Genomic DNA, 19,702 nt, shown 5'->3' with positions numbered 1-19,702 from the left:
GCGCTGTCACTCGAGTCGGCTGTGGAGAGCGTGTTACTGCTGCGTGACGATCAGCTGGATCGGGTCGAGGCCGTTCGCCGCGCTCCAGACGCGATCGCGCAGCGACAGCAGCGCGCCCTCGGCGCCCATGGCGCGCAGCGTCGCGGTGCCCTCGCTGCCGCCGACGATCGCCCGCACGGCGAGATTCGGATTGGGCAGCTGCTCGGAGACGCCGCCGATGGTGAGCACCGCGATCTGCGAGGCATCGTCGTCGGTGGCGAGCACCGCCACCTGCGTCGGGCTGACCCAGGTGATGTCGGAGCCGGCGCCCTCGACGGTGGGCATCGGGTAGGGCTCGCCGAGCCTCAGCGGCCTGCCGTCGACGTCGCGCACGACCGCGAGCACCCAGACGTCGCTGGTGCTGCCGTCGGAGGTGACGACGGCCAGCCGCGTGCCGTCGCGCGAGAGCTCCATCGCAGCGATCTCGTTCGAGCCCGGCGGCAGCGGGAGCTCGACGCGCTCGCCGTCGTGCCACGCGACCAGTCGCTGCGCCGCTCCGCGCTCCTGCAGCAGCACCCAGCCGCTGTCGTCCACGGTCGGCACGGCCCCCACGGCGGTGGAGACCACCTCCGGCTCGGCACCCGGCACGATCCATGCTGCGGTGGTGCCGGTGCTGGCGATGCCGCCGGCGGCACCGACGGTGAAGCTCGTGGCGCCGATCGCGGCCAGCGTCGGCCCGACGTCGTCGATGGTCGAGGTACCGCCCCCGACCGAGCGCAGCGCGGTGCCCTCGAGCACCAGCGGGCGCTGGTCGACGCTGCCCTGGTCGACCGCTGCCGCCTCGGCGCTCGAGATGAAGCCGCTGGTGCCCTCCACCTCCACCCGCACCTCGCGCACGCCGACATCCTGCAGCGACCGCGCCAGCTGCGCCGCGAGCGGCACGAGGCTGGCGGGGGGAAGCTGCTCGAGCTGCATGGCGCTGAGCGTGATGGTCATGGTCGTGCCGGTGATGCGCGGCGGCCCGACGAGCGCGGCGTCCGGCGCCGCATTCGTCGTGACGGCGGGCGCGAGCCAGGCGGAGGGCCCGCGCAGCAGGGCGTCGACGATGCGCTCCTTGAGCGTGCTGGCGGTGCGCTCGAACCAGCGCACCTCCGGCACGGCGCGCGTGCCGTCGGGCGTGAGCCACGAGAGCGTGTGCGCCCGGAAGAGCTGGTCGAAGTAGTAGGCGGAGAGCACGATGCCCTCCGGCGCCTCGACGATGCGCCACTGGCCTTCGATCTGCTCGAGCGCGAACTCCAGCATGCGGTCGTCGCCGGTGAGCTGCAGCGCTCCCCCGGCGTCGAGCTCGGACAGCGCGGAGACCACGGCGCTCGCCTCGGTCTCGGTCTCGCCGCTCAGCGAGATCTCGGGCTGCACGCCCGAGCGCACGATCACGCGGGCGTTCGGGTTCCAGGTGGCGGCGGCGAGGCCGGCAAGGTACTCCCGGGCCACCTCGAAGTCATCGCTCGGGTTGATGGCGGCCGTGAGGAAGCCGAGGATGATCTCCTCCTGCGTGGCGCCCTCCTGCGGGCCGGGCGGCAGGAAGAGCAGCTCGTTGCTCTGCTGGTCGGTGTCCACCTGCCCCTCCACGACCGGTCCGGCGTCGGGGATGGCGACGCATCCGACCAGTCCCAGCACGGCCACGAGTGCGATCAGGATGCGTTTCATCGGTCGGCCTCCTCGGTGTCGGTCGTGGCGGTCTCGCTCGTGGCGGTCTCTGTCGTGGCGGTCTCGGTCGTGGCGGTCTCGGTCGTGCCGGTGTCGGTCGTGCCGGTGTCGGTCTCGGTGGCGCTGATCTCGCTCGCTCCCGTGTCGGTGGAGACGGTCGTGGTCGAGACGGCGGGATCGAACAGCGCCGTCTCGTCGGTGTCGGGCTCGCGGGCCGGCTCGGGCGTCGAGCCCTCCAGCGGCATCGCCATCGGCAGCGCCAGCGGCTGCGTGTCGTCGGGCACCAGCTCGATGGGAGAGGCGACCGCCGTGGCCCCGGCGCGCGGCAGCGTGAGCCGGAACTGGGTGCCCTCGCCGGGCTTCGACCAGATGTCGATCCAGCCCCCGTGCAGCGCGGCGTCGTCGCGGCTGATCGAGAGCCCAAGGCCGGATCCACCGGTGCGTCGCTGCCGCGAGGGGTCGGCGCGCCAGAAGCGGTCGAACACCCGCTGCGCCTCCTCCTCCGACATCCCGACGCCGTGATCCCGCACGGCGATGCCCGCCGCATCCGTCGACGAATCGACGATCACCACCACCGGCCTGCCCTCGCCGTGGTCGATGGCGTTGCCCAGCAGGTTCTGCAGGATGCGGCGGATGCGGCGCGGGTCGACCTCTGCCTCGAAGTGCCCGCCGGGCGCCACCAGGCGCAGCTCGGTGCCGCGCTCGGCGGCCAGCGGCTGCACCGCCTCGATCTCGCGCTCGGCCAGGCGCACCAGGTTGGTCGGCTCGATCTCGAGCTGCGAGGCGCCGGCGTCGAAGCGGCTGAGCTCGAGCAGGTCGGCGAGCAGCTGCTCGAAGCGCTCGATCTGCGTGTAGAGCAGCTCGACCGTGCGGCTGGTGACCGGGTCGAAGGATGCGCGCCGGTCGTACAGCACGTCGCCGGCCAGCCGGATGGTGGTGAGCGGCGTGCGCAGCTCGTGCGAGACGTCGGAGACGAAGCGCTGCTGCACCGTGGAGAGGGTCGCGAGCTCGTTGATCTGCCGCGAGATCGAGTCGGCCATGTCGTTGAACGAGCGGCCCAGCTTCGCCATCTCGTCGTCGCCGCGCACCGGGATGCGCACGTCGAGCTCGCCGGCCGCGATGCGCGCGCTCGACTCGGCGGCGGTCTGCACGGGGCCCACGATCAGGCGCGCGACCATCCAGGTGATCATGCCGATCAGCGCGATGAGCGCCAGGCCGCCGAGCATCATGGTCAGCTGCATGAAGCCGAGCGTCTCCTGCGTCGACTGCAGGCTGGTCAACAGGTACAGCTCGTACTGGCCGGTGAGCGGCACGTCCACCGCGGTGCCGACGATCAGCCCCGGCTGGTCGCCGGCGGGCGTGTCGATGCGCACCGATTGGTAGAAGGGGCTCACGGGCGCATCGGCGACCGCCCGGCGCAGATCGATCGTCAGCAGCTCGGCCTCGAACGCCTGCGACTGCACGTCGTTCATCTGCAGCAGCGTCTCCGTCTGCCCGTGCGAGCGCAGCATGGCGTATTCGGTGGTGGAGCGGCTGGAGATGATGCCCGAGATCGCCTGCAGCGCGGTGTCCTGCAGCGCATCGACCTCGCCGCTGGTGAGGTTCTGGGTGACGGCCTCGTTGAAGATCTGCTGCATCTCGCCGGAGGCCTGCACCGCCTCGACCAGCGCGTCGTCGCGGCGGGTCTCGAACAGGTTCTGGCCCACCGAGGCAGACATGTAACCGAACACGCCCACCAGCGCGAGGGTGGAGAGCACCATGCTGGCTGCGACGACGCGCGCCTGCAGCGATCGCCGGAACACGCCGGTGGCGCGCTCCCACATCGTGAGGCGTCGTGCGGCCACGGGCGGCTCAGCCCAGCGGGGCGCCGGCGCGGTAGCCGACCCCGCGCACGGTCGTCACGACCACGGGGTTGTCGACGTCGCGCTCGACCTTGGAGCGCAGCCGCTGCACGTGCACGTTCACCAGCCGCGTGTCGGCCTTGTAGTGGTAGCCCCAGACCTGCTCGAGCAGCATCTCGCGCGTGAACACCTGGCTGGGCTTGGAGGCGAGCGTGACCAGCAGCTCGAACTCCAGCGGTGTCAGGGCGATGGTCTCGCCGGCCCGGCTGACCCGGTGCCCCTCGACGTCGATGTCGAGGTCGGCGACCTTGAGCGTGCCCACGTCGACGGCGCGCTGCGGGCGCAGGCGGGTGCGCACGCGGGCGACGAGCTCCTTCGGGTTGAAGGGCTTGACGACGTAGTCGTCGGCGCCGGACTCCAGGCCCAGCACGATGTCGGTCGGGTCGCCCTTCGCGGTCAGCATGATGATGGGCACGCCCGACTCCGCGCGGATCTCGGTGCAGATCTGGATGCCGTCCTTGCCCGGCAGCATCAGGTCGAGCAGCACCAGATCGGGACGCACCTCGTGGAACCGATCGAGCGCATCCGCGCCGTCGGCGCAGTACTCGAGCGCGTAGCCCTCGCCCGCGAGCACGATGCCGATCATCTCGGCGAGCGCGGGATCGTCGTCGACGACGAGGATCGTCGGCTCTGACATGGGCGCTCCCTTCGTGCTGCTCCGCTCTGCCCGGTCGGCTCTGCGCGGGTGCCGCGGCGGCGCGGCTTCTCTCAATCTAACGGAGTCGCCGCTGCGCAGCCGCCGACGTGCCGCGCGCGGCCGCGCTCACGCCTCGAGGCCCTCGTGGGTCTCGAGCCAGGCCTCTTCGAGCTCGCCGATGCGCTCGTCGACCGCCGCCAGCTCGGCCTGCAGGGCCGCGAGCGCGTCGAAGTCGCCGTGGTCGGCGGTCTCGAATCGCTGCAGCAGCCCCTCGCGCTGCTTCGTCGCCTTCTCGAGCCGGCGGTCGAGGCTCGCCGCCTCCTTCTCGAGCGCGCGGCGCTCGGCACCGCTGAGCGCGGGTTGCCCTGCGGTGACGGATGCGTTCGGTCCGGCGCCCGAGTCCCCGTCCGTCGCGCCCGCGGTCGCGCCCGCGCCGCCGGCGGTCGACGGCTGCGATGCCGGGCCGACCTTGCCCGCGACCGAGCCCTTGCCCGAGAGCGCCAGGTACGCATCCACCCCACCCGGCACGTGCCGCAGCCAGCCGTCGACGATGGCGAACTGGTGGTCGGTGACGCGCTCGATCAGGTAGCGGTCGTGGCTGACGACGATCAGGCAGCCGGCCCACGAGTCGAGCACGTCCTCCATGGCGGCGAGCATGTCGGTGTCGAGGTCGTTGGTGGGCTCGTCGAGGATCAGCACGTTGGGCTCGTCGAGCAGGATCAGCAGCAGCTGGAGGCGGCGGCGCTGGCCGCCGGAGAGATCCTTCACGGGGGTCGAGAGCTCGCCGCTGCGGAAGCCGAGCCGCTCGAGCAGCTGGCCGGGCGAGAGCTCCTTGCCGCCCGACTGGTAGCTCGACTTCAGGCTGCTGACCACCACGCGCACCGGGTCGTTCTCGTGCTCGGTGAGCTCGGCGAGATCCTGCGTGAGCTCGGCGATCTTCACCGTCTTGCCGGTCTTCACGCGGCCGGTGGTGGGGCGGATGCGTCCCGCGATCAGGGCGAGCAGGGTCGACTTCCCGGCGCCGTTGCGGCCCAGGATGCCGGCGCGCTCGCCGGGCGCGATGCGCCAGGTGACGTCGTCGAGGATGGTGCGGCCGCCGAGCTCGACGCTCGCGTCGACGATGTCGACGACGTCCTTGCCGAGCCTCGTCGCCGCCAGCTGCGCGAGCTGGATCGGGTCGCGGGCGGGCGGCTCGTCCTCGATCAGCTGGTTGGCGGCGTCGATGCGGAACTTCGGCTTCGCCGTGCGCGCCGGCGCGCCGCGGCGCAGCCACGCGAGCTCCTTCTTCATCAGGTTCTGCCGCTTCGCCTCGGTCGCGGCCGACATCCGGTCGCGCTCGACGCGCTGCAGGATGTAGGCGGCGTAGCCGCCCTCGAAGGGCTCCACCTGCCCGTCGTGCACCTCCCACGTGCCCGTGCACACCGCATCCAGGAACCACCGGTCGTGCGTGACGGCGACGAACGCCCCGCGGCCGGTGGCGTAGCGCTTGTTCAGGTGGTCGGCGAGCCAGGCGATGCCCTGCACGTCGAGGTGGTTGGTGGGCTCGTCGAGGAAGAGCACGTCCCAGTCGCCCGCCAGCAGCTGCGCGAGCGCCACGCGGCGGCGCTGCCCGCCGGAGAGGTCGCCGATGCGCGCGTGCCACTCGAGGTCGCCCACCAGCCCGGCGAGCAGGTCGCGGATGCGCGCGTCGCCCGCCCACTCGTACTCGGGGCGGTCGCCGACGATCGCGTGGCCGATGGTGCTGTCCCGGTCGAGGGTGTCCTGCTGGTCGAGCACGCCCACCTGCAGGCCGCCGCGCAGGGTGACGCGGCCGCTGGTCGGCTCGAGGCGGCCGGCGAGCATGCGCAGCAGCGTCGACTTGCCGTCGCCGTTGCGGCCGACGATGCCGATGCGGTCGCCGTCCTCGAGCCCGAGCGAGATCGACTCGAACACGGTGCGGGTGGGGAAGGCGATGCCGACGCGCTCGGCGCCCAGGAGATGTGCCATATGGCCTCCATCATCCCGCACGCGCGGAATCTCAACGTGTCAGGTGGTGGTTCGGCGCACCGTGTGCGTCGAGTGCACACCTGACACGTTGAGATTCTTCAGTCGATCAGGCGGGCGCCGGGCACGGGGCCGGTCACCTTGACGGCCATGAGCTGCGCGGCCGAGAGGCTGATCTGCAGCTCGATGGCCGACTCGAGATCGCCGCACAGGAACGCGACCGTCGGCCCCGAGCCGGAGACCACGCCGGCCAGCGCACCCGAGCGCTCCCCCAGCTCGAGCGTGCCGGCGAGGCGCGGCTTGAGGCGCAGCGCCGGCGCCTGCAGATCGTTCTGCAGCGACTCGGCCAGCATGCCCGCATCGCCGGCGCGGAGCGCCTGCAGCACCCGCGCATCCACCGTCGGCACGTCGTGCGCGGGGGCGATGTCGGCCGCGTGCAGCGCCCGGTGCTCGTCGAGCGCCCGGTAGACGTCGGGGGTCGAGAGCCCCGCGTCGGCGTACGCGAGCACCCAGTGGAACTGCCCCTTCGCGAGCGCTGGCGAGAGCTGGTCGCCGCGGCCGGTGCCGATCGCGGTGCCGCCGGCGAGCGCGAAGGGCACGTCGGCGCCGAGCTCGCGGCCGATCTCGTGCAGCGCGTCGCGACCCAGCTGCAGCCCCCACAGCTCGTTGCAGGCGACGAGCGTCGCGGCCGCATCGGCCGAGCCGCCGCCCATGCCGCCGGCGATCGGCACGTGCTTCTCGATCGAGAGGGCCACCCCGCTGGTGACCCGGCCGCGGCGCGCGAGCGCCATCGCCGCGCGGATCGCCAGGTTGTCGGCCCCGGTCGAGAGGTGCTCGTGCGGGATCGGCCCCGAGAAGCGCACCGAGAAGTCGGGCGCCTCGGTCGCCTCGACGAACTCGTACAGGCTGACCGCCTGGTACGCGGTGGCGACGTCGTGGTAGCCGTCGTCCTGCAGCGCGCCCACGCCGAGGTGCACGTTGATCTTGCCGGGCGCTTTCGCCCGCACCGCGCTGCGCTGCGTTCGAATTCCCTGGCCCACGCCTCAAACCTAGTGGCCGTCGGCAGCCGTTCCTGCACGGTCGCCGAGCCGGGGCGCCCGCCCCGCTGGTCGCCGAGCTCGACGCGCGAGGCCGTGGAGCGCCGACTCAGCCGGGGGCGGTGGCGGCGAAGAGCGCCGCGATCTCGGCCTTCGCCGCGTCCATCGCGGCGGTGTCGGGCAGCTTCTCGATCGTCAGGGTGACGGGCGTGCCCGACCTGTTCGGCTGCTGCGCCGCTGCCGCCAGCCGGCGCCCGTCGGCCAGCCGCCAGCGCACGACCGGCTGCGACGCCGCGAGGTTCTCGCCGTGCGCCGCCCCGTGCCGCGCCTCCACCGCGGCGCGCACGGCCGCGAGCGCCTCGAGCCGCTCGCCCGCGATCGTGCGGGTCTTCGAGACCGCGAAGGTGCCGTCGGCCTGCTGGCCGGGCAGGCGCCCCTTGCGATCCTGCTCGAAGTCGACCGTGATGCCCTGCGCCCACCAGCCGTCGACGCCCTGCTCGCGCACGAGCCACTGGGCGGTCTGCTTGTGGCTCCACTCGAGCGCGCCGGCCGCCTCGAGCACCTCGCGCCACTCGGCGTGCGTGCGGCCGGTCGCGGCCCGCAGCGCCTCGGCGCCCATGGTCCTGTCCATGCGCTCGACCATCAGTCCTCCTGAGTAGCGGGACGTGAACCCGCGACATCCGTCGCCTCGCCCCCGGGCCGCTCGGCCGCGCTCGCCTCCCCAGCCTCCGCGATGCGGATGAAGTCGGGCAGCGACAGCGCCTCGCCGCGCAGCGTCGGGTCGACGCCGGCGCGCTCGAGCACCTCGGTGGCGGCGGCCGACGAGCCGTAGAGGCCAGAGAGCGCCTGCCGCAGCATCTTGCGCCGCTGCCCGAAGGCGCCGTCGATCACGCGGAAGGTGCGCTTCCGCAGCGCCTCCGAGCCCATGGACGGCCCGCGCCGGAAGCCCACCAGCACGCTGTCGACGTTCGGCACCGGCCAGAAGATCTGCCGCGACACGTCGCCCTCGAGCGACCACGGCCCCCACCAGGCGACCTTCGCCGACGGCGAGCCGTAGGTCTTCGAGCCCGGCTGCGCGGCCAGCCGATGCCCCACCTCGGCCTGCACCATCACCAACACCCGCTCGATCGAGTCGAAGCGCTCCATCAGATGGATGAGCACCGGCACCGACACGTTGTAGGGCAGGTTCGCCACCACCGCCTGCGGCGCGAACGGCAGCTGCTCGATGGTGAGCGCGTCGTGGTGCACCACCTCGAGCCGGGCTTCCGGCTGCTTGCGCGCGACGGTGCGCGGCAGCAGCTCCGCCAGCCTCTGGTCGATCTCGACCGCGGCCACCCTGGCGCCCACCTCGGTCAGGCCGAGCGTGAGCGACCCCAGCCCCGGGCCGACCTCGACGACGTCGAGCCCGGACACATCCGCCGTCCTGACGATGCGCCGCACGGTGTTCGCGTCGACGACGAAGTTCTGCCCCCAGCGCTTCGTGGGCGTCAGGTCGAGCTCGGCCGCGAGCGCGCGGATCTCGGTGCCGCCCAGCAGCGTCGCAGCGCTCGATCGACCCCCCGCCGGCCGCTCGGCCGCGTCGCCCGCCGCCGCTGCGTCTTCGATGCTCTCGCTCACGCGTCGAGCCTATGCTGAGCGCACCGGCAGGCGCCCCACAGCGGCACCTGCGACGATGGCGGCGCGACCGGCGAGGGCGCCGGTGGCGCTCCGAAGGAGGATCGCATGCCCAGCACCATCGCCCGCACGACGAGGCGGTCACGGATGCTCGCGGTCGTCGCGCTCGCGGGTGCTGCCGCGCTGGTGGCCGGCTGCACGAGCGGCGGCTCCGATCCCGGTGCGACGACGACGCCGGGCGTGACGCCGGGCGCCGAGCCCGTGCCGCTCGACGACGCGCGACTGCCCGGCCTCGACATCTTCGATGGCAGCGAGGAGTCGGCGATCGCGGTGCGCTGGGCGACGCCTGGCGAGTCGCTCGCGATCATCGTGGGCGGATCGGGCGCCGGCGGCGAGTGCATCCCGCAGCCGCAGGGCGCCGGGCTCGACCCGAGCGGGCCGACCGTCACGGTGCGCTTCGACCCGCCGAACCCCGAGGCGATGTGCACGATGGACTTCCGACTGCACGGCTGGGAGCTCGTGCTGCCCGAGCCGATCGACCCCTCGGCCACCGTGCCGGTGGAGCTCGTCAACACCTCCGGCGCGGAGGAGACCATCGAGGTCGAGCTCGGCCCCGACGACCTGCTCGACGCCGGCGCCACCGCCGACCCGCAGCCGAGCGAGATCCCCGACGCGGGCGAGACCCCCGCGCCCGAGCCGATCCCCGCGGCGCAGCTGCCCGACGCGGCCACGGTCATGGGTGCTGCGGAAGAGGTGCAGGTGCACTGGATCGATCGCGGCAGCTCGCTCGCTGTCGTGCTCACCGGCTCCGGCACCGCGGCGTGCGTGCCGCAGCCGGTCGACGCGGTCTCGACCGGCCCCGGCACGATCGAGGTCGCCTTCGAGCCGGCGGCGGGCACGACCTGCACCGACGACCTCGTCTTCTACGGCTGGCGCATCACCCTGCCGGAGGCCGTCTCGGCGACGCTGCCGGTGCAGGTGCGCGTCACCGGCGCCAGCGACGCCGGCCCCTTCGTCGACCTCACGCTCGAGCCCGACGAGGTGCTCGAGCTGCCCTGACCCCGTCTGGCTCGGCCCCGCGGCGGCCGCAACCGGCCACGACCAGGGGCGGATGCGGCCCGGTCGTCGTCCAGGACGCATCCAGCCGTGTGCGACACGGTGGGGGCACGCGGAACCCCCTGTGAGCATCGCCGGCCGCGACCGAAGGAGCTGCACGTCATGCGAAGGATCCTGCCCATAGCGATCATCGGCATCGTCGCCCTCGCCGGCTGCGCGTCGGCAGGCGACCCGGCGGAGACCGCGCCGGCGCCGGAGTCGCAGACGCCCGCGCCGACGGTGACCGAGACCGCCACCCCGGAGCCCGCCGAGACCACGGAGCCGTCCCCGACCGAGGAGGTGCCGGAGGCGCCGTACCGCCTCGAGGACGACGACCTGGCCGCCTACAGCATCGACGACGTCCCCGGCGACGAACCGCTCGTGGTCTGGGCCGACGCGGAGCGCACCCTCGTCCACGTGCTCGGCGCCGGCAGCGGCAGCACCAACTGCCAGCCCGCCGGCGAGGCCATCGAGGTCGACGACGGCATGCTCGAGATCGAATTCGAGTGGGAGGAGAGCGACCCGATGATGGCCTGCACCGCTGACCTGCGCGTGTTCGGCTGGGCCTTCCCCGTGATGGGCGCCGACGACTCGATCACCGAGGCGCACGTGGACGACTGGACGCAGGACGGGCAGGACTTCACCGTCGAGATCCAGCCGCTCTCCGAGACGAACTGAGCGGCGGCACGAACTGAGCGGCGGCACGAACTGAGCTGCGGCACGAACTGAGCTCCGACGGCTGCGTCAGTCCCAGCTGCCATAGGCGCGCAGCGTGTTCTCGGCCGTCTCGGCCGCCAGCTGGTCGGCGTCGACGCCCAGCCGCTCCGCCATGAAGCGCACCGTGAGCGGCGTCAGGTAGGGGCTGTTGGGCCGGCCACGGAAGGGCGCGGGCGTCAGGAACGGCGCGTCCGTCTCGACCAGGATGCGGCTGCGGTCGGCCACCTGCAGGGCCGCGTGCAGGTTCTTCGCGTTCGAGAAAGTGACGGTGCCTGCGAACGAGAGGTACCAGCCGTGCTCGGCGGCGACGCGCGCCAGGTGCTCGTCGCCCGAGAAGCAGTGGAAGACGGTCGTCTCGGGCGCACCGACCCGCAGCAGCGTCTCGACCACCTCGTCGTGCGCGTCGCGGTCGTGGATCTGCAGCGCGATGCCGTGCCGCTTGGCGATGTCGATGTGGCCCTCGAACGACTCGAACTGCGCGCGCCGGCCGTCATCGCCGGTGCGGAAGAAGTCGAGCCCCGTCTCCCCTACGGCGCGCACGCGCGGCTGCGCGGCCAGCTCGTCGATGGTCGCGAGCGCGTCGAAGAGCGTGTCGGCGCTCGCGTAGCCGGGCGCCTCGTTCGGGTGGATCGCGACCGCGGCGAGCACCCGTGCATCCTGGGCGGCGAGCGCCGCCGACCACTGCGACGACTCCACGTCGCCGCCGACCTGGATCACCCCGGCGACGCCCGCCTGCTCGGCCGCACGCAGCGCATCCGCGTACGTGAAATGCTCGCCGTCCTTGATCTCGAGGTGGGTGTGGTTGTCGTAGATCGGCACGCCGAGCGGCTCGGGGATGGGCGGCCGCGTCATGTCGCGCTTGCCGTCGTCGTACCGCTCGCGGATGTACTCGCCGCCCGGCAGCACCGTCTCGCTGGGCGTGTCGGGCACACGGGCGGATGCGGTGCCGGGCTCGGTCTCGGATGCTGGGGTGGACGAGGACGCGTCGTGGCTCGCTGGCATGCCTCCAGCCTAGGAGCGCCGGGCCAAAGGAAAACCTGAGCAACCATCCAGGTTGCCCCATGGATCCGGTGCGACGATTGCCGATACAGCAAACCCGCAGGAGGTCGGTTCGGCATGCCCAAAGTGCTCGCGATCGCGGCAGCGCTGGCGACCGTGCTGACGGTGGCCGCCTGCGGCTCGGCGCAGTTGGCGGCCGATGCCCCGGCCGCGGGCACGCAGCCCGCGGCGGGCGCCGCCGAGTCGGCCGAGCAGGCGCAGGCGCAGGCCGAGTCGCTGGCGAGCGAGCCGGGTGCGAGCGAGCCGGGTGCGACTGAGACCGGCGCGAGCGAGGCGGGCGCGACTGAGACTGGCGCGAGCGAGCCGGGTGCGACTGAGACCGGCGCGAGCGAGGCTGGAGCGAGCGAAGCGGGTTCGAGCGGGCCGGGCGCGAGCGAGACCGCCGAGGGCGCGGAGGGCGCGCTGCGCTCCGGCACGCTGAGCATCGCGGGGGCGCTCGATGCCGGCGAGCCCGGCCTGCCCGTCGGCAGCGGCGCCTCGGTCGACGACGTGCTGCGGCTGGGCGCCGTGGCGACCTGGATCGATGCGCCCGGCACGCTCGCGATCTCGCTGCCCGCCAGCTCCGACTGCTGGCCGTCGGCGGCTCAGCCGGTCGTCGAGTCGGCATCGCGGCTCTCGCTCGAGTTCGTGGCCGGCGAGTGCGCCGCGTTCGGCTCGGCGCGCACCTACACGGTGGAGGTGCCCGAGGGCATCGACGCCGAGGCCGACCTGGAGGTCGCGATCGAGGGGCTGGCGCTCCACTTCACGCTGACGCTGCCCGCCGGGTAACGCGCTGGAGCTGGGGGCGGAGGCCCTTTCGGGCCTCCGCCGCGACGCCAGCGCCGGGACCCGTCTCGGGTCCGGGACGAGCTCAGCCCTGATCCACCGAGCGGGTCCGCTTTCGCGTGGGTGTGGGAGCAGCGAAATGTCCTTCTGACCGGGGAGAATGGGGGTGTTGAAGCCAGATTCACGCCGCGCCGGAAGGACACCTCGTAGGTGCAATCATTCCATGGAATCCAGCCCGTGTTCGATGAAGACAACCTCGTGTCGCATACCGGCCTGGTGCCGGTGCTGGCGCTGGCCGAGCGCGCGGGCCTGTCGGAGCTGGTGAGGGAGCACTCGAGCGTGCCGTCGGCGTCGCGGGATGTGAAGGCGCGCACGGTGGTCGCTGGGATGCTGGCGGGCGCGGACAGCATCGATGATCTGGACGTGCTGCGGGCGGGCTCGACGGCACGGGTGATCGGCGAGGTGCGTGCCCCGTCGACGATGGGCACGTTCCTGCGCTCGTTCACGCACGGGCACGTGCTGCAGTTGGGCGCGGTGAACCGGCGGCTGCTGCACGGGCTGGCCGACACGGTCCCCGGCCTGGTCGGCGGCGACGACGGGTCGCTGGTGCTGGTCGATCTGGACGACACGATCGGCGAGGTCCACGGCTAGGCCAAGCAGGCCGCGGCGTTCGGCTATTCCGGGGTCCGCGGCCTGAACGCGCTGCTGGCGACGATCAGCACGCCCACGACAGCGCTGGTGATCGGCGAGTTCTCGCTGCGGCGCGGCAACGCCCGCTCCGGGTCGGGCGCGCACTGGTTCGCGGCGCGGGCGCTGGCGACGGTCGCGCGGGTCGCGCCTGGCAGGCGGGCGCTGGTGCGCGGCGACAGCGCGTTCTGCAGCCACGACCACGTGCAAGCGGCCGTCCGGGCGGGTGCCTGGTATTCGTTCACGATCCCCAAGTGGCCGACGGTGACGACCGCGATCGACGCGATCGCCTGGGACGCCTGGACGCCGATCGAGTATCCGCACGCGGTCGCCGACCCCGACACGGGCGAGCTGATCAGCGACGCCGAGGTCGCCGAGACCACGTTCACCGCGTTCGTCTCCCGCCGCAAGAGCGAGCACATCAGCTGCCGGCTGGTCGTGCGGCGGGTGAAGCGGCTGAACACCGGCGGCAAGACCGGCCAGGAGCCGCTGTTCGACACCTACCGGTATCACGCGTTCATCACCAACAGCACCCTCTCCGCGGTCGAGGCCGACGCCACCCACCGTCGGCACGCGATCGTCGAGCAGGTGATCGCGGAGCTGAAGAACGGGCCGCTGGCGCACCTGCCATCGGGCCGCTTCCACGCCAACGCCGCCTGGCTGGGGTTCGCGATCATGGCCTTCAACGTCTCCCGCGCGGCGGCGATCGCCGCTGGCACCCCCGCCGCGCGGATGGCGACCGTCCTGGCCACCACGATCGCCGTGCCGGCACGACTCGCCTCGCGTGCGCGACGGACGATCATGCACCTGCCCACGAACTGGCCCTGGCGACACGCCTGGGCCAGACTCTGGGCCGCCGCGACCGGACCGCCGAGCCTCGCCACCATCTGACCACCCAGCCCTGACGGGCGCGACCGGAGACTCTCGTGGAAAGGCCAGCACAGGCTGGCAGGCCGACCGCGCCCTCACATCGGCGAACCCGCCCGCTCCACGACCGCAGCGCTCACAAGCGTCGACCTGAAGCCAGACGGTGGATCAGGGCTCAGTGCGCGAGGCTCGCGAGCACCTCGTCGAGCCGGTCGAAGTTCTCGTCCATCCCGCCGTCGAGCCCCGAGGCCACCATCGCGTCGCACGCAGCTGGTGCGCGCCGCGCCCGCGCTGCTCTCGCTCATGCGCCCCATGCTCGTCGGCGCCCCAGGCCGGGTCAACCCCAATGCCGTTCGGTTAGCCGTCGGGCGGTGATGTCAAGCAGCGCGTCCGCGTGGCTCCCGTTGGAGAGCCGCAGCCCTTGTAGAAGTGGATCTGTCCGCCAAGACCGATCTCTTCACAAGGGCTGCGCGCGTGATCAAACGCGCCATCTCCAAGTACCGGGCCAAGGGCCGCGAGATCGACCGACGCACCTATCCCGCGACACTCCACACCAGAATCTTGACCCCCGGCCCCGACGGCTAACCGAACGGCATTGGGGTCAACCCCCGCCCGCGCTGCTCAGGATTGATGGATCCGTGCAGGAGTGTTGCGTCACTCCCACACGAAATCGTCATTCCCCGCGCGAGCGGGGCGCGGCGCGCGGCGCGGCGCGCGGCGCGCGGCGGGCGCGCGGGCTCAGTCCGCGGGCTGCTCGATACGCGGGAACAGCGGCGGCACCGTCGTCACGCGGCCGGTGCCGCGCCACTGGTGCGCCTCGCGGATCGGCTGCGCCGACACCTCGCCCTCGCCGCCGACCGCGGCCCAGAGCTTCTGCGCGGTCTCGGGCATGACGGGCGCGAGCATGATCGCGGCCGTGCCGATGCCCTGCACGTTGGTGGCGAGCACCGCGTGCAGCCGCAGCCGCTGCGCCTCGTCCTTCGCGAGCACCCAGGGCGCCTGCTCGGTGATGTAGCCGTTGAGCCGCTCGACGATCGACATCGCCGCGTCGACCGCGTCGTGGATCGCGAACGTGTCGATCGCGCTGTCGGCGCGACCCACCGCATCCGCCATCAAGGTCTGCAGCTCGGCGTCGACGGCGACCTCGGGCACGACGCCGTCGCAGTACTTGTGCACCATGGCGATCACGCGCGAGGCGAGGTTGCCGAGGCCGTTGGCGAGCTCGGAGTGGTAGCGGGCGTCGAGGTCCTCCCACGAGAAGGAGCCGTCGGCGCCGAAGGCGATCGCCGACATGAAGTAGTAGCGGAACGCGTCGACGCCGAAGACCTCGGTGATCTGCTTCGGCTCGATGCCGGTGGCCTTCGACTTCGACATCTTCTCGCCGCCGACGAGCAACCAGCCGTGGCCGAAGACGTGCTCGCTGATGGGCAGGCCGGCGGCCATCTGCATGGCGGGCCAGATGACGGCGTGGAAGCGCGCGATGTCCTTGCCGACGATGTGCACGCCCGGCCAGCGGCGCTCGAACTGCTCGTCGTCGACGCCGTAGCCGATAGCGGTGATGTAGTTCAGCAGCGCGTCGAACCAGACGTAGACGACGTGCGACTCGTCCCACGGCACCTTGATGCCCCAGTCGAAGGTGTTGCGGCTGATCGACAGGTCGGTGAGGCCCTGCTTGACGAACTGCCGCACCTCGTTGCGCACGTGCTCGGGCTGCACGTAGTCGGGGCGCTCGTCATAGAGCGCCAGCAGCCGGTCGCCGAACTCGCTCAGCTTGAAGAAGTAGTTCGCCTCGCGCACGACCTCGATGGGGCGCGAGTGGATCGCGCACACCAGCTGGCCTTCATACTCACCAGTGCCCGGCACCAGATCGCCAGCCGTCTTGTACTCCTCGCAGCCGACGCAGTACTGGCCCTCGAACTCGCCGTGGTAGATGTAGCCGGCCTCCTTGAGCCGCTCGAGGAAGATGCGCACGCCCGCCTTGTGCCGCTCGCTGGTGGTGCGGATGAAGTCGTCGTTCTGGATGTTCAGCAGTTCGAGCTGCGGCTTCCAGGCGGTCTCGACCAGCCGGTCGGTCCACTCCTGCGGGCTGACGCCGTTGGCGGCGGCCGTGCGCATGATCTTCTGCCCGTGCTCGTCGGTGCCGGTGAGCATCCACGTGTCGTCGCCGCGCATGCGGTGCCAGCGGGCGAGGACGTCGGTGGCGACCTCGTTGTAGGCGTGGCCGATGTGGGGCACGTCGTTGACGTAGTAGATCGGCGTCGTCACGGTGAAGCGCTCGGGCATGGGGTCCAGTCTACGAGCCGCCGGTCGGCCCGCTGCGCCTCCGCCGGGCTCGACGGCGGCCGCAGTGGCGGGGTCAGGCGGGCGGATGCGTGAGCGCGGCCTGGTAGAGGGCGTTGCGCGCGTGCCCGGTCGCCTCCGCGACCTCGGCGGCGGCGTCCTTCAACCGCATCCCGCCCTCCTTGAGGCGCAGCACCTGCTGCACCGCCGCATCCACGTCGGTGAGCGCCGGGGTCGCGCCCTCGATCACCAGCACGATCTCGCCCTTCACGCCCTCGCTCGCCCACGGCAGCAGCTCGGCGGCGGTGCCCCGCCGCACCTCCTCGAAGCGCTTGGTGAGCTCGCGGCACACGGCCATGCGGCGCTCGGGCATCGCGCGGGCGATGGCCTCGATCGACTCGGCGAGCCGGTGCGGCGCCTCGAACAGCACGAGCGTGCGCTCCTCGCGCGCGACCTGCTGCAGGAAGCGGTCGCGCTCGCCGCCCTTACGCGGCAGGAACCCGTCGAACGCGAAGCGGTCGGTGGGCAGTCCGCTGAGCGCGAGCGCCGTCAGCACCGCCGAGGGCCCCGGCAGGCAGGTCACCCCGACCCCCGCGGCCACCGCAGCCTGCACGAGCCGGAAGCCGGGGTCGCTGACGGTCGGCATGCCGGCGTCGGTGAGCACGAGCACGTCCTCGTCGCGGGCGCGCTCGACCAGCGCTGGCGAGGCGGCCTCCTCGTTGTGCTCGTGCAGGGCGACGAAGACGGCGGATGCGTCGATGCCGAGGGCGCGCAGCAGCTGCTTGGTCGTGCGGGTGTCCTCGGCGGCGATGACGGGCGCGGTCGCGAGCGCCTCGCGCAGCCGGCCGCTCGCGTCGCCCAGATTGCCGATGGGGGTGGCGCCGAGGATGATCACGCCGCCCAGGCTAGCGGCGGCCGCTCGGCGGGCGCGCTGGCTCCGCCACGGGCCACCCTGTGCACGCCCGCGGCCGCCCCGCGCCTGGCGCCCGGCGCCAACATGTGCACGCCCGCGGCCGCCCCGCGCCTGGCGCCCGGCGCCAACATGTGCACGCCCGCGGCCGCCCCGCGCCTGGCGCCCGGCGCCAACATGTGCACGCCGCCGGCGGCTGCTTCGCAGGCGAGGCCCGACATTGCGGGGCTGACCGCCGAGTGCGCGTGCACATCTCAGCCCGTCCGCCGCGCATTGCGCGTGCACGTCGCCGCGGGCAGCGGGCGTCGCGCGTCGTGCCAAGTGCACGCCGGCGGCCGCCCCGCTCCTGCCGCCCGGCGCCAACATGTGCACGCCAACGGCGGCCGCCGCGCCCGCGATGGCGAACATCACCGGGCCCACCACCACGCGCGCGTGCACATTTCGTCCCGCACGCGGCAGCGGCGCGCGTCCGCCGCAGGATCGGATGCCAGAATCGGCCGTGTGACCCTGCCCAGCGACGACCCCGCCGCGGGCGCCAGCGCAGGCGGCACCGGCGGCGCGAGCGGCGCCCGGGGCGGCGCCGGCGTCGCGGTCGAGGCCGAGCGCGCGCCCGACGCGCCCTCCCGGCCGCGCCTCGAGCGGCTCACCGCGGCGTACGGCCGCGTGGAAGCGCGGCTGCACGAGCCGCGCATCCGCCGCACGCTCGAGATCGCAGCGCCGGTCGCCATCATGACGGTGGCTGCGATCGCGCGGCTGACAGCGCTCGGCCACCCGCACCAGCTGGTCTTCGACGAGACGTACTACGTCAAAGAGGGCTGGTCGATGTGGCAGCTCGGCTACGAGGGCGAGTGGGGCGAGGAGGCGAACGAGGCCTTCGAGGCCGGCGACGCGAGCGGGCTGACGAGCGAGCCCGACTACGTCGTGCACCCGCCGCTGGGCAAGTGGATCATCGGCATGGCGATGGCGGTGTTCGGCATGACCGACCCGTTCTGGTGGCGGCTGCCCAGCGCGCTGGCCGGCATCGCGATGGTCGGCCTCACCTATGCGATCGCCCGCGGCATGCTGCGCTCGATCGCGTTCGCGTCGCTCGCGGCGCTCTGGCTGGCGATCGACGGCTTCGCGATCGTGATGAGCCGCACGGCGCTGCTCGACGGCATGCTCGCGCTGTTCGTGCTGGCCGGCGCCGGGGCGCTGCTGCTCGACCGGCGCGGCTCCCCCGCCCGCACGGTGCGGGCGCTGGCCGAAGGGCCGCGGCGCTTCCTGGCCGCCGTCTGGAGCCGCCCCTGGATCATCGTCGCCGGCGTGCTGCTGGGCGCCGCCTGCGCCACCAAGTGGTCGGGTGCGGCCTTCCTCGCTCTGTTCGGGCCCTGGATCGTGCTGATGGACGCGCTCGACCGCCGCCGCGCCGGCTTCCGCCGCCCGTGGCTGAGCACCCTGCTGCTGCAGGCGCCCGCCAGCGTCGTGCTGCTCGTCGGCCCGGCGCTGGTCGTCTACGTCGCCAGCTACGCCGGCTGGTTCGACGGCGGCTGGGGCTCGCAGCTCGCCCTCGAGCGCGCCGACCTGCGCTGGGGCGGCCTGCTCGCCTGGGTGCCGCTGGGGCTGCAGTCGCTGTGGATGTACCACGCGCAGCAGCTCGGCTTCCACGTCGGCCTCGACAAGGATCACCCGTACCAGTCGCCGGCGGTCGAGTGGCTGTGGCTCGGTCGCCCGACGGCGTTCGAGTCGGCGACGACCGAGGCAGGCGTGTGGTGGATCACCGCGCTGCCCAACCTGCTCACCTGGTACGCGGGCGTGCTCGTGATCGGCGTGCTGCTGTTCTGGCTCGGCCGCGCGCTCGACCGCCGCGCCGGCTTCCTGCTGGTCGCGATCGCCGCCGGCTACCTGCCGTGGCTGGCGTTCCCCGACCGCACGATCTTCTTCTTCTACGCGATCGTCTTCCTGCCGTTCATGCTCATCGGCCTCGCCTACGCCCTGCAGCTGCTCGTCGGCCGCTACCGCCCGCCCGTGCCGGTCGCTGCCGTGCCGGGCGCTGCCGTGGTGGGCGCTGCCGTGGTGGAGGCAGTGGGGGCGGATGCGTCGGCCGGCTCGAGCAAGCCGGGCACCCCGGGTGGGCTGCCCCACTTCGAGATGGCGGATGCGTCGGCCGGCTCGAGCGCGCCGGCCACCCCGGGTGCGCCGCCCCACTTCGAGATGGCGGATGCGTCGGCGCGCCTTGACGCGGACGTCGCCGCCGCGATCCCCCACCACGCGCCGCACCGGCGGCGAACCCGCCGCCTGCGGCTGCGCCGCTGGGAGGACGACGTCGAGCGCCGCGCGGCCGGCTGGACGGTGATCGCCGTGCTGGTGATCGTCAGCATCGCCGTCGCGCTGTGGTTCCTGCCGGTCGCGTACGGCATCGCGATGCCCGAGCCGCAGATCCGCCTGCGCTACTGGCCGCCGTCGCCGATCTGGCCGTAGCGCCCAC

14 protein-coding genes and 1 pseudogene are annotated in these 19,702 nt (G+C 72.9%); 5 read left to right on the top strand and 10 right to left on the bottom strand.

Annotation, left to right across the window (positions count from 1 at the left end):
* Nucleotides 1-33 precede the first annotated feature (33 nt).
* The 7 genes from J1M46_RS00630 to rsmA all read right to left on the bottom strand — a co-directional run bounded on the left by J1M46_RS00630 (nt 34) and on the right by rsmA (nt 8,780).
* Nucleotides 34-1,686: an LpqB family beta-propeller domain-containing protein gene (locus J1M46_RS00630; RefSeq protein WP_206445974.1), complete on the bottom strand. Its 1,653-nt coding sequence runs from the start codon at nt 1,684-1,686 to the stop codon at nt 34-36.
* Nucleotides 1,683-3,530 (bottom strand): MtrAB system histidine kinase MtrB, encoded by a 1,848-nt coding sequence (mtrB, locus tag J1M46_RS00625; protein ID WP_342384208.1) that lies wholly within the window; start codon nt 3,528-3,530, stop codon nt 1,683-1,685. Before mtrB ends, J1M46_RS00630 begins: the two co-directional genes overlap by 4 nt.
* Nucleotides 3,531-3,537: 7 nt before the next feature.
* Nucleotides 3,538-4,224 carry an MtrAB system response regulator MtrA gene (gene mtrA / locus J1M46_RS00620; RefSeq protein WP_206445966.1) on the bottom strand — a complete coding sequence of 229 codons (687 nt, stop codon included), beginning with the start codon at nt 4,222-4,224 and terminating at the stop codon, nt 3,538-3,540.
* 126 nt (nt 4,225-4,350) lie between these two features.
* On the bottom strand, nt 4,351-6,210 hold the full coding sequence (locus J1M46_RS00615; RefSeq protein ID WP_206445964.1) for an ABC-F family ATP-binding cassette domain-containing protein: 1,860 nt from the start codon (nt 6,208-6,210) through the stop codon (nt 4,351-4,353).
* 98 nt (nt 6,211-6,308) lie between these two features.
* On the bottom strand, nt 6,309-7,247 hold the full coding sequence (locus tag J1M46_RS00610; protein WP_342384207.1) for a 4-(cytidine 5'-diphospho)-2-C-methyl-D-erythritol kinase: 939 nt from the start codon (nt 7,245-7,247) through the stop codon (nt 6,309-6,311).
* A 106-nt stretch (nt 7,248-7,353) separates the two neighbouring features.
* Nucleotides 7,354-7,887, bottom strand: coding sequence for a hypothetical protein (locus tag J1M46_RS00605; protein ID WP_206445962.1), 534 nt, complete (start codon nt 7,885-7,887; stop codon nt 7,354-7,356).
* On the bottom strand, nt 7,887-8,780 hold the full coding sequence (gene rsmA, locus J1M46_RS00600; protein WP_241249160.1) for a 16S rRNA (adenine(1518)-N(6)/adenine(1519)-N(6))-dimethyltransferase RsmA: 894 nt from the start codon (nt 8,778-8,780) through the stop codon (nt 7,887-7,889). Before rsmA ends, J1M46_RS00605 begins: the two co-directional genes overlap by 1 nt.
* A gap of 186 nt (nt 8,781-8,966) precedes the next feature.
* Here rsmA and J1M46_RS00595 point away from each other — a divergent pair, with 186 nt between their 5' ends.
* A complete protein-coding gene (locus tag J1M46_RS00595) occupies nt 8,967-9,917 on the top strand; it encodes a hypothetical protein (protein ID WP_206445961.1) in 951 nt (316 codons plus the stop codon).
* 159 nt (nt 9,918-10,076) lie between these two features.
* Complete coding sequence (locus J1M46_RS00590; protein ID WP_206445959.1) at nt 10,077-10,631, top strand: hypothetical protein; 555 nt, start codon at nt 10,077-10,079, stop codon at nt 10,629-10,631.
* 66 nt (nt 10,632-10,697) lie between these two features.
* Here the strand turns inward: J1M46_RS00590 and J1M46_RS00585 are convergent, their stop codons facing one another.
* A complete protein-coding gene (locus J1M46_RS00585; RefSeq protein WP_241249159.1) occupies nt 10,698-11,522 on the bottom strand; it encodes a TatD family hydrolase in 825 nt (274 codons plus the stop codon).
* A 264-nt stretch (nt 11,523-11,786) separates the two neighbouring features.
* Between J1M46_RS00585 and J1M46_RS00580 the strand changes: the two genes are divergently transcribed.
* Nucleotides 11,787-12,497 (top strand): hypothetical protein, encoded by a 711-nt coding sequence (locus tag J1M46_RS00580; RefSeq protein WP_206445955.1) that lies wholly within the window; start codon nt 11,787-11,789, stop codon nt 12,495-12,497.
* Nucleotides 12,498-12,704: 207 nt separating this feature from the next.
* A pseudogene (locus J1M46_RS00575) lies at nt 12,705-14,072 on the top strand (IS1380 family transposase).
* A gap of 714 nt (nt 14,073-14,786) precedes the next feature.
* On the opposite strand, the gene metG reads toward J1M46_RS00575, so the two are convergent.
* Together metG and rsmI are read right to left on the bottom strand one after the other, a co-directional pair.
* The gene (metG, locus tag J1M46_RS00570) at nt 14,787-16,331 is read right to left on the bottom strand and encodes a methionine--tRNA ligase (protein ID WP_206445953.1); all 1,545 of its coding nucleotides are present in this window, start codon (nt 16,329-16,331) and stop codon (nt 14,787-14,789) included.
* Between the two features lie 73 nt (nt 16,332-16,404).
* Nucleotides 16,405-17,223 (bottom strand): 16S rRNA (cytidine(1402)-2'-O)-methyltransferase, encoded by an 819-nt coding sequence (rsmI, locus tag J1M46_RS00565; RefSeq protein ID WP_206445950.1) that lies wholly within the window; start codon nt 17,221-17,223, stop codon nt 16,405-16,407.
* A gap of 516 nt (nt 17,224-17,739) precedes the next feature.
* Between rsmI and J1M46_RS00560 the strand changes: the two genes are divergently transcribed.
* The gene (locus J1M46_RS00560) at nt 17,740-19,695 is read left to right on the top strand and encodes a phospholipid carrier-dependent glycosyltransferase (protein WP_206445948.1); all 1,956 of its coding nucleotides are present in this window, start codon (nt 17,740-17,742) and stop codon (nt 19,693-19,695) included.
* Nucleotides 19,696-19,702: the final 7 nt, after the last annotated feature.

Origin of the sequence: Agrococcus sp. KRD186, assembly GCF_017168255.1 — a bacterium.
GTDB lineage: Bacteria > Actinomycetota > Actinomycetes > Actinomycetales > Microbacteriaceae > Agrococcus.
Note: the sequence above shows the minus strand (reverse complement) of the source record. Positions and strands in the feature narration are given on the sequence as shown.

Coding starts and splice junctions, on each gene's coding strand:
- J1M46_RS00630 (WP_206445974.1), bottom strand. CDS start 1,686: ATGAAACGCATCCTGATCGCACTCGTGGCCGTGCTGGGACTGGTCGGA.
- J1M46_RS00615 (WP_206445964.1), bottom strand. CDS start 6,210: ATGGCACATCTCCTGGGCGCCGAGCGCGTCGGCATCGCCTTCCCCACC.
- mtrA (WP_206445966.1), bottom strand. CDS start 4,224: ATGTCAGAGCCGACGATCCTCGTCGTCGACGACGATCCCGCGCTCGCC.
- J1M46_RS00595 (WP_206445961.1), top strand. CDS start 8,967: ATGCCCAGCACCATCGCCCGCACGACGAGGCGGTCACGGATGCTCGCG.
- metG (WP_206445953.1), bottom strand. CDS start 16,331: ATGCCCGAGCGCTTCACCGTGACGACGCCGATCTACTACGTCAACGAC.
- J1M46_RS00590 (WP_206445959.1), top strand. CDS start 10,077: ATGCGAAGGATCCTGCCCATAGCGATCATCGGCATCGTCGCCCTCGCC.
- J1M46_RS00580 (WP_206445955.1), top strand. CDS start 11,787: ATGCCCAAAGTGCTCGCGATCGCGGCAGCGCTGGCGACCGTGCTGACG.
- J1M46_RS00605 (WP_206445962.1), bottom strand. CDS start 7,887: ATGGTCGAGCGCATGGACAGGACCATGGGCGCCGAGGCGCTGCGGGCC.
- J1M46_RS00585 (WP_241249159.1), bottom strand. CDS start 11,522: ATGACGCGGCCGCCCATCCCCGAGCCGCTCGGCGTGCCGATCTACGAC.